The sequence below is a fragment of the Thermodesulfovibrio sp. Kuro-1 genome (assembly GCF_006538445.1).
Taxonomy (GTDB): Bacteria; Nitrospirota; Thermodesulfovibrionia; order Thermodesulfovibrionales; family Thermodesulfovibrionaceae; genus Thermodesulfovibrio; species Thermodesulfovibrio yellowstonii.
Window position 1 is genome coordinate 356,455 of sequence record NZ_BJKS01000002.1, and the last position, 9,844, is coordinate 366,298.

Consider the following 9,844-nt stretch of genomic DNA (forward strand, 5'->3'; position numbering starts at 1 on the left):
TTTTACTCCTTTAAGGGAACTGTAAAGGCATAACCATAGCGGTAAACTTTATGTCTCAGTATATCTGGAGGAGCATTTTCTGGTGTAACATCCGCTAAACAACCCCTCAATGGCTTACTGAATACACTTCCTTCTTTAATAAATCCAAGAGATTTTCTTTTAAGTGGTAAAGCAGTCCTGCCAGATGTTATCCATCCCTTTTTTATTTTTATCTCATAAGCAACTATTTTTTGGGCTAAATCATCTATTTCAGTGTTTGAAGGAGTATAAAGGGACAGTAAAGTAAAGTCTTGAGCATCAGACTCCATTAACTCTTTCAGCACTCCATCAATTGGTTTAAAATCTTTAAGCTCAAACATTCCGTAACCATATGTTCTTTCTCCTCCAATTCCTGTCTGTCCAAGAAGTTTCATAACAATTCTGAATCTTTCAATAAAATCTGTATCTCTGAAAGCCACCATTCCATAAAGTCCAGCCTCTCTTTGAAACTTTACGCTACCACAAAAATAAATACTGCTTTGAGAAGTCATTCTATCAATTGTAACTCTGGGGCGTATCTCTCTTTTAAAAGCATCACTGTAACGCTCTGAATTCATTTTTATTTTTTCAATATCCTCTACCTTTGTTATCTGCCTTTTCTGCCAAAGGAGAAAATCCTTAGCTTCAAGCCATCTAATTTTTTTAAGTTCTTTTCCTATTTTCTTTCTTATTTCTCTTGATATAAAAGAGTCATCAAGAGGCTTTGGCAGGAAATATTTGTCCGACTTGTATATAAAAAGGGAACTTAATAGAAAAGGCGGATTATTTTCAAATTTCTCAATCCATTTTTCAGATTCTTTCTCTCCATAATAGTTTGACACTGTGTTTATTAAAGCAGAAAATAGCGAGTCAGAGCTGAATCTTTCTTCTACATTTTCCAGATATATTCCCGTCTCTCCAAAATGGACAGGTGTTTTAAAATGAAGTTTATATAAATATATAACCATTTAGCTGCCTCTTTATTTAAAAACAGAAAGCAACTCTTCTTTTTTACTTAAGTCTGTAATGCTTTTTACCTCTCCCTGCCCGGATTTTAAATACTCTAAAGAAAAAACTTTTATGTCTTCAAAGTTTATCTTAATCTTTCCATATCCTCTTGAACCATGTCCTCCTAAGGAGTCAAGTTTAAGAAGTTCAATTGCAAGAGTTATATTTTCTAAATCCTCTAAAACTGTTTCTTTATCTTCAACATTATAAATGAACTCAAATTCAAACTCAGCTCCTCTTGGCACTCTTTCAAGCTGACGGGGATTAGCAGCAGAGGTAACACGATCTATGGCATTCTCAAACTTCCACTCTGTAAACTGTAGTCCGGTATCAATCTGAGAAAGTTCTTCCACGCTCTCAGTTGTTAAATAAGCATCCCTTACAATAAGCCTTGAAGGATAGTTTTTACCACCCCCTTGCCCTGTAGAGCCAAATATTCTGCATATAGGACATTTATAAGCTTTATCAGCATCTGTGCATACATGAATATAAACTGGATTTGTTTTTGTTCCGATGTTTATTCTATTTTCAGTTCCTATAATGCCCAGCTTAATGGATAGAGATTTCTCAAGCAATGCCCTGAGTTTACCTTTAAGAGAACTTCCAGGAATATATGGCTCACGTGTTACAGGATCTCTTACTACCGAGGCATCAATTGCTCCAATTTCAATATTTTCTTTTGCTGCTCCTATATGCAAACCAGTAAGACATTTTATCTTGCCTTTCATCTGAATTTTACCTATAAGATTTCTATTCATCACTCCCCTCCATAATATCTGTGATAGGCTATGATGCCCTCAATCAAGGCAATTAACTTTTTAAAACTCTTGTAAGATTTTGCTCCTGAATCAATGGCAGGTCCTAAAATCTCCATAAGAGGTTTAATCTCTTTTTGCCTACCTGCTGCATAAGCGAGTTTTGGTTTAAGGAGAATCACCTGTTCCTTATCAAAATTTTTTCCTCTTACAAAAAGATTATCAAGTTTTCTTACTCCATCCAAAAATTTTCGTATTTGTGAAGTTTTTAATCCTATAATCTTGAGATGGGCACCTAATTTTTCGGAAATATCTATAACTTTCTCTGCTGGTAAATCTTCAAGTTTTGAATATCCTGAAATATCTCTTTTAAGTTCCCGCAAGTTAATTTGAGTCTGCTGGTTCTGTCCATGATATTTTTGTTGTCCCTGCTGTTTTCTGAAATCATTCATGGTCTCTTCCTCCTTTCCTCATAAGCATAAGAGTTACCAGGGTTGCTAACTCTGTTATCTCCCATTCCTTTTCATTGGAATTCATAATAACCTCCTTGATGGATAAAACATCTTCATCAGCACAATTATTAAATTTTGCCCTTGATATTAAATAGGCAGCCTTAGGAAGCACCAAAATACCTTCTTTGCGAAATACTTTGGCAAGAGAAAAAAGCCTATAGAAAAATGTTTTTGGAAGTTTTTGCTCATCTATTACAAAACCATTGGATTCAGTTTTAAGGAATTTTTTGAAAAGCCTTATCCTTTCAATCACCTTATCAAAACTGTTCCAACCGACTTTTCTATCATCAAGCAAAGCCAGAGAATCTTTCTTATTATCTCTCTTTGCCAATCTTTCAAGTTCTTCAGCATCTCTTGCATATTGATAGACAGGATAACTGTCTTGATTTATGGAAATACCCCCTGAGATTGTAAGAAAACGGTTTCCTGTAAAAAGTTCAAAATATCTTCTTATGTCAAAGGCTGTTTCTATAACATCAAGCCAATGTCCTAAAATAAAAACATCATCTCCACCAGAATAAATAATCATAAGGTTTCTACCTTTATTTTTCACTCCTCTTTCAGCAATATCCAAAGAGTCAATCTCCTTGCCTTCTGCAATATAATTAAGATGATACTTAAAAAATTGATTTAAACGATTGGATATTTCAGATATTCTTGCAAAAGTTCTTTCCTGTTCCGCAATAGCTGAACCAAAAATTTTTCCGAGGTTATCTACATCCATTCTCAATACAGCAAGTCTATTTATGCCAAAATCACTCACTGCATCTGTTAGTTCTTTTAACCCCCTTTTTTTATAAATACCTAAGGGCAGAAAGATATTGTTGGGTTTATTGTAGTTTTCAGCATTAAAATTATTGATGCGATAAATTTTATCAGCTAAATTTTCTAATTTTTCGTCCCTACTGCGTCTAAAACAGTAATAGAATTTTTCAATTTTTACATAATCTCCTTGAGGTTGCTCACTAAGCCTATATATAACAGGTGAAATACCTTCTGAAATCTCAAGTAATTCCTCACCAAGCTTATATTGGAAATAACAAGGTTCACACACCTGCAATGCTTCATCTCCTCTTTGTAAACTAACAAGCGAAACGTCTTCTCTAAAACACACATCGCATTGAGTAGTAAGGCAGTTTTCATGAGGAGACTCAGGTTTTAAAATATCTTTAAGCCTCTTTTGCCACCCTGTTTTCTTTGATTTTTCAAGTTTTTCTCCTAATCCATCAGAAACAGAGGCTGAATTTTTAAAACTCTCCTCTCCAAAAGCAATATATTCCAGATGAAGCTGAAGTTCTCCTTTGAATTCATTAAATAAAAAAGTTTCAATCCTGCTCTTCAGTTTATCTAACTCACTTACTGCATTATCTGTATTTGGTGAAACTATACAGAAATTACCTCCGGCAGAAAAAACAATATTACATCTCGTAAGGTTTAAGTTATCAATGATTTCATTAATTATATGCTCTATTAAAAGTTCAATATAAAAAGAGCGTCCTTTTAAGGCTCTCAGAGCTCCCTTTGAAGTTATAGTATATATAAACTTCTGTATCCCTGATAAATCTCCCCCCACAAGAAGAAAAGGTTTCTCTGACGAAAGACAATCTACAATACTTGCTACTGAAAAATCTTTATCTCTGCGTTTTTCTTTTAGATACAGATACAAACATCCTGAAATAGCGGAAACAAGAACACAATGCCTAAACATGGATACGTCATCAAAAGGACTTCCCAGAGGTATGTTACTTAAATGTTTTTCCATAAGCATAGTTAAAAGATTAATACCATACGGTGGCTTTGTTGATTGTAAGTCTTTTTTAAATTTCTCTATCAATCTCCTGTAATTTTCATGATTTATAATAGGTTTATTATATATAGCAATCTGAGGTTTTTCAGATTGTAGCTGATAATAAGGAATTTTATTCAGGGTTTCATTTAAATTATTTGGGTTTCTTATTTTATAAAAAGGCGAAATAATAGGATTGGGGGTAAAATATTTAATATCCTCATTTTTGCAGGCAAGACTGTGGGCTTTCTTCCATAAGAAAAACAATTCATCTTTTTCCTGTAAAGACTTCGCAATCTTGAGAGCAGCGCCATCGTTTTTAAGATGTTTTTCTATCCATTCCCTTCCTTTTTCAACAAAATTTTCTTCATTAAAATTACCTTCTGCTCTCAAAGCAACCCTACCAATATTGTAAAGAAGTCCTCCTTTTGCGACAACCTCAATCTCTGTAATCATGAAATTCCTCTCTAAATACTACTTACTTAATTTAATAATTAAACAGGAATCATAAAAAATGTTTAAAAAATATTTCCATTAATTTTAATAAATTATTAATTTCATTACAAGAGTTTTTAAAGCATTTTACATTCAGCCAGATAAAAATCCGAAACAAAATGCAAGATACTTATTCTCTACTCTTGACGAAGAGGGATATATTGTGGTATAAAATTACAATCTCGTGAGAGGTTAGAGGCTAAATTAGCTTTCGCTACAGTATCAACGATCTTTGACAAGTTTTAGACTTTAAAAAGTGGTAAAAATTTGAAAGTATTCACTTACATTTTAGCCCTCTCTGAGAGAGGTTACGGAAAAAGGCACTAAAAAGCCATAAAAATCAGTAAGTTACAAAGGCTACCGTTGGAAAACAAGACCTCATTTAAAAGGGATTGCGACTAACGATTTCTCTTAATTCATCTAATTGCTCTAAATTGTTGGAAAACAAGACCTCATTTAAAAGGGATTGCGACATACATCAAGTAAGAGTAGGTAAACTCGCCTGCAACATGTTGGAAAACAAGACCTCATTTAAAAGGGATTGCGACTTCCATAAACTCAAAGCCTTCTTTTTTGCATTCTATCTGTTGGAAAACAAGACCTCATTTAAAAGGGATTGCGACTAAATCAATGATTTGTTTTGTTTCTAACTCATTTTCTGCGTTGGAAAACAAGACCTCATTTAAAAGGGATTGCGACTTTCTAATTAATTCTCTTAGCATTTCGATTCTTTTGAGTTGGAAAACAAGACCTCATTTAAAAGGGATTGCGACTCTTTTCTTAATTCTTCGTATGCTGTGATCAATCCTTCTCGTTGGAAAACAAGACCTCATTTAAAAGGGATTGCGACAGTTAAATTTTTTATTTTCTCTTTTTTTATTTTTATTGTGTTGGAAAACAAGACCTCATTTAAAAGGGATTGCGACATGTTTACATTATGATGCATCTCTTTAAGTTTTTTTATAGTTGGAAAACAAGACCTCATTTAAAAGGGATTGCGACATAATGCTGTTGAACAAAATTTCTCATTTTGTTTAAAATTCAAGTAACCAATTTAAAAATCATCCATAATCATGGATACAGAGGGTTATTTTTGGCAAAAAATATGTAGCGAAGATAATTTTTATCTTGCATGGCAAAGAGTCAAAGCCAATCGTGGTTGTCCTGGTGTGGACCATGTATCAATAAAAGACTTTGAGACAAATTTACACAATAACCTTGTTTTATTAAGAAGTCTTCTAAGACAAGGACTATATGAACCTTCTCCTCTAATTGCAAAAGAAATAAATAAGCACGATGGAAGAAAAAGACTATTAAAAATCCCGACAGTAAAAGATAGAATCGTTCAAGAAGCTGTGTTACTTGTCATTCAGCCAGAGTTTGAAAAAGATTTTTTAAATTGTTCTTATGGTTACAGACAAAACAAATCAGCATTAATGGCTGTAAAAAAAGTAGAAACTTTGCTGCAAGAAGGGTTTAACTATATAATTGATTCAGATATAAAAGATTTTTTTGATACAGTTCATAAAAAACTTATAGTCGCTCTATTTTCAGAAAAAATAAAAGATAAAAGAATTGTAAGTTTAATAAAAAAATGGATACAGTATGACATGCCTCCAGAAATTGGTATTCCACAAGGAATAGTGCTATCTCCTCTTTTAGCAAACTTGTATTTACATAATCTTGACATCGCTGTTACAGCAAAATCAAAAGGTTACATTAGATACTGCGATGATTTTGTAGTACTTTGTAAGTCTCAAGATGAAGCAAAAAATCTTCTTGAGTTCATAGATATCTACATAGAAAATGAGCTTTTGCTTACTTTAAATAAAGAAAAAACAAGGATTTGCAATTTAAATGAGGGTTTTACATTTTTAGGGTTTCATTTCTCTTCAGAAGGAAAGAAACCTTCATTTAAATCTATAGAAAAACTTAAATCAAAAATTGACAGGGAACTTAAATTCTCAGACAAGATTACAGAAGAACAACTCAAAAACAGGCTTAAAACAATCATTAGAGGATGGCAAAACTATTTTGGACTCTCAGGAATCCAACAAGATAAATTACTCAAGGAAGTTGAAGATATGTCAAGACAGTATAATGACTCCATAGCTCTTGATATTTTTAAATCAGCGCTTTATATCCAAAACTCTCAACCTCATAAAGCATACGAATTAATAACTCAAAAGCCTTTTATTTCATCAGAAGAAGGAGAACTTCATTATCAGAGAGGAATAATATTTGAACTGCTCGGACTTGATGAACAAGCTTTTGATGAGTATTATCAAGCTTTGAAACTTGAACCATCCAATGCAGAAACTTTTTATCAACTCGGCAGAAAACTAACAAAACTGGGGAAAATTGAACGTGCTATAAAGTTTTTGCAAAAAGCAATTCAGCTTTCACCTAATAATTTTGAATTTTATCTTGCCATTGCAGAGGCATATCAAAAATGGGGACTCTATGGTTCTGCTGAAAAAGCAATAATGCAGGCTAAACAGTTAAAACCTGAGCTTTCTTTATCTTTAGAATTAAAAAACAGTTTATTAAAGGAAGAAAACTTTAAATTTAAATTAACCCATGAAGATATAAGTCTTTTTATAAAGCTCTTCTCCGGAAGGGAAGGGTTATTTGCAAAACAGTGGATTAATGAATATGGGAAAATAGGTTATTCTCCAATCCATAAACCTCTCGAGCAAGAGGATGTTCTTAAACACATAAATGGTAAGCATACCTTAGGAATCTATCTTCTTAGAATGGACAATACAGTTAATTTTGCTGTATTAGATCTGGATGTTTCTAAAAAAATAATTATGCAACAAGGGTCTATGAGCATTGATTTATGGCAATCAGTATTATCAGATGCTGTAAAAATAAAAAGATTTTTTAAAAATCTTGAAATAAATGTCTATATGGAATCAAGCGGATGGAAAGGCATACACATATGGATATTCTTTGAAGCTCCAATTAAAGCAACTGAAGTAAGAGAATTTTTGAAAACAATTTTAAAAAAAGTTGGCCCTCCTCCTGAAGGTATCAATCGTGAGATATTTCCTCTTCAGCAATCTATTAGAGAAAATGCATTTGGCAGTCTTATTAAACTTCCACTTGGAATTCATCGGCTAACAGGCAAGAGATGTTTATTCATTGACAATGAAGGTAACCCTGTAGAAAACCAAATTGCCCATCTATGGAACATAGTACCGGTAAAAATTGAAACGTTCAGAAAAGCACAAAGCCTTTTAACAAAGGAAGAGTCTTTCTCTATAAAGTCTCTAAGTATTGAAAACCTACATTCTGTAAAGAAAGTTTTAGAAAAATGTAATGTCCTAAAATATCTTTATACAAAAGCCCAGCAGGAAAAAGATTTAACGCACTTTGAAAGATTAACCATTCTCAATACTCTTGGACATCTTGGACAAGAAGGTAAAAAGGCAATTCATATTATAATAAGCAACTGTTATAATTATAGTTACGACATCACTGAGAAATGGCTTGGTAGACTAAGCAAAAGCCCATGTAGTTGTCCAAAAATAAGAGAATGGTTAAACCATATAACTCCTGTAATTGGTTGTCACTGCGATTTCAACCTTGACAGAGATACTTATCCATCTCCTGTTATACATGCAGGGATAAAACCTCTCAAAAGAAGTCCTTCAAAGATAGTTTTGAACCAGCAACCCAAAATCACGCAGGATTCCATAAAAATAGATGAACTTGTAAATGAATATCTCAGGCTGAAACAAAATAAGAAAGAATTGGAAAATAAACTATCAGAAATAGAAAGAAAATTTGAGGAATTATTCAACCAAAAAGGGATTGAGTGTATTGAATTAAAAATTGGAAATCTTAAACGAATTAAAAATACTGAAACAAAGCAATGGATCGTTGAGATTTAAAAATGAAAATACTTTATGTTACCGAACAAGGGAGTATAATCAAGAAAATATCCCGTCGTCTTTTAATTGTCAAAGAAGGCAAAACAATTGCTGAAATTTCTTTAATAGGTCTTGATGGAATTGTTGTCTTCGGGAACATACAGATTACCTCACCAGTAATAGCCTCTGTGCTTGAAAATGGAATCTATATTAGCTTTCTCTCGTCAAAGGGTAAGTTTAGGGGCATTCTTCTGCCTAATCAGCATAAAAATGTTTTCTTAAGAATCTCTCAGTACGAAAGATATCTTGACGATGAGTTTCAAAGAACTCTTGCATCAAAAATTGTAAATGCAAAGATAAAAAATGCTAAAACTGTCATAAGAAAACATCTAAGCAATCATCCCGAACAAGTTTTTACACAAGAATTAATATCTATTGAGCAAATTATGGAAAAAGTTAAAAAAATACCACCTATACCTGTTCTACTTGGACTTGAAGGGCAAGCTTCAGCAGTTTATTTTAGAGTTTTCAGAAAAATGATTCTTGCAGACATGCTTTTCTCTGGTAGAAGCAAAAGACCACCAAAAGACGCTGTAAATGCTCTTTTAAGTTTTGGATATGCCATGCTAACTCATGAAATCCTTTCGCTTCTATTTGCTACAGGTTTTGACCCTTACGTTGGCTATCTTCACGGAATAGATTATGGTCGCCCCGCTCTTGCCCTGGATATGGTTGAAGAATTCAGACATAGTATCATTGACAGATTAATTCTAAATCTTGTAAATACCAGAATTATTACCCAAAATGACTTTATTGAAGACAATGAAAAAGGATTTATCCTAACTAAAGATGCTCTAAAAAAATTTATTATTCATTATGAAAAACGGATGACAGATCAAATAGAACATCCTCGTACGCATGAAAAAACCTCTTTTAGAAACATCGTAAGAGAACAAATTTACAGAATCTCTCGCACAATAATGATGAAACAGGAATATATCCCGTTTATTATTGAATAGAATGTTTATTGTAGTATCCTACGATATTTCTGACGATAAAAAAAGAAAAAAAGTTGCAGAATTACTTAAAGATTATGGAATAAGAGTTCAATATAGCGTTTTTGAATGTAATATTGACCAAAAATATCTAAAACAGATGATAAACGAAATTTTACCCTACATAGATGAAAAACAGGATAGCTTAAGGATTTATTATATTTGTGAAGGCTGTCGGGAGCGAGTAGAAACTTATGGATGTAAAATACTTCTTGACGAAGAGGGATATATTGTGGTATAAAATTACAATCTCGTGAGAGGTTAGAGGCTAAATTAGCTTTCGCTACAGTATCAACGATCTTTGACAAGTTTTAGACTTTAAAAAGTGGTAAAAATT

General features: G+C 32.8%; 7 protein-coding genes and 1 CRISPR repeat array. Of the genes, 3 read left to right on the top strand and 4 right to left on the bottom strand.

Features of this window, described 5'->3' with window-relative positions; translation table 11 throughout:
* Window positions 1–2 precede the first annotated feature (2 nt).
* Genes csm4 through cas10 form a run of 4 tightly spaced genes read right to left on the bottom strand, consistent with a single transcriptional unit; the run spans window position 3 to window position 4,535 of the window.
* The gene (gene csm4 / locus FLY87_RS04020; RefSeq protein WP_141266348.1) at window positions 3–986 is read right to left on the bottom strand and encodes a type III-A CRISPR-associated RAMP protein Csm4; all 984 of its coding nucleotides are present in this window, start codon (window positions 984–986) and stop codon (window positions 3–5) included.
* A gap of 12 nt (window positions 987–998) precedes the next feature.
* On the bottom strand, window positions 999–1,784 hold the full coding sequence (gene csm3 / locus FLY87_RS04025) for a type III-A CRISPR-associated RAMP protein Csm3 (RefSeq protein WP_141266349.1): 786 nt from the start codon (window positions 1,782–1,784) through the stop codon (window positions 999–1,001).
* Window positions 1,784–2,233, bottom strand: a complete 450-nt coding sequence (gene csm2 / locus FLY87_RS04030) for a type III-A CRISPR-associated protein Csm2 (protein WP_012546625.1) — start codon at window positions 2,231–2,233, stop codon at window positions 1,784–1,786. The genes csm3 and csm2 overlap by 1 nt, the downstream gene beginning before the upstream one ends.
* Window positions 2,226–4,535: a type III-A CRISPR-associated protein Cas10/Csm1 gene (gene cas10, locus FLY87_RS04035; RefSeq protein WP_028842131.1), complete on the bottom strand. Its 2,310-nt coding sequence runs from the start codon at window positions 4,533–4,535 to the stop codon at window positions 2,226–2,228. Before cas10 ends, csm2 begins: the two co-directional genes overlap by 8 nt.
* A 401-nt stretch (window positions 4,536–4,936) precedes the next feature.
* Window positions 4,937–5,576: a CRISPR direct-repeat array (repeat unit 37 nt; unit sequence GTTGGAAAACAAGACCTCATTTAAAAGGGATTGCGAC).
* A 71-nt stretch (window positions 5,577–5,647) separates the two neighbouring features.
* Here cas10 and FLY87_RS04040 point away from each other — a divergent pair.
* Genes FLY87_RS04040 through cas2 form a run of 3 tightly spaced genes read left to right on the top strand, consistent with a single transcriptional unit; the run spans window position 5,648 to window position 9,748 of the window.
* Window positions 5,648–8,473, top strand: coding sequence for a CRISPR-associated primase-polymerase type A1 (locus FLY87_RS04040; protein ID WP_028842130.1), 2,826 nt, complete (start codon window positions 5,648–5,650; stop codon window positions 8,471–8,473).
* A 2-nt stretch (window positions 8,474–8,475) separates the two neighbouring features.
* Window positions 8,476–9,471, top strand: coding sequence for a CRISPR-associated endonuclease Cas1 (gene cas1 / locus FLY87_RS04045; protein WP_028842129.1), 996 nt, complete (start codon window positions 8,476–8,478; stop codon window positions 9,469–9,471).
* Between the two features lies 1 nt (window position 9,472).
* Window positions 9,473–9,748, top strand: a complete 276-nt coding sequence (cas2, locus tag FLY87_RS04050) for a CRISPR-associated endonuclease Cas2 (protein WP_028842128.1) — start codon at window positions 9,473–9,475, stop codon at window positions 9,746–9,748.
* Window positions 9,749–9,844: the final 96 nt, after the last annotated feature.

Coding starts and splice junctions, on each gene's coding strand:
- csm4 (WP_141266348.1), bottom strand. CDS start 986: ATGGTTATATATTTATATAAACTTCATTTTAAAACACCTGTCCATTTT.
- csm3 (WP_141266349.1), bottom strand. CDS start 1,784: ATGAATAGAAATCTTATAGGTAAAATTCAGATGAAAGGCAAGATAAAA.
- csm2 (WP_012546625.1), bottom strand. CDS start 2,233: ATGAATGATTTCAGAAAACAGCAGGGACAACAAAAATATCATGGACAG.
- cas10 (WP_028842131.1), bottom strand. CDS start 4,535: ATGATTACAGAGATTGAGGTTGTCGCAAAAGGAGGACTTCTTTACAAT.
- FLY87_RS04040 (WP_028842130.1), top strand. CDS start 5,648: ATGGATACAGAGGGTTATTTTTGGCAAAAAATATGTAGCGAAGATAAT.
- cas1 (WP_028842129.1), top strand. CDS start 8,476: ATGAAAATACTTTATGTTACCGAACAAGGGAGTATAATCAAGAAAATA.
- cas2 (WP_028842128.1), top strand. CDS start 9,473: ATGTTTATTGTAGTATCCTACGATATTTCTGACGATAAAAAAAGAAAA.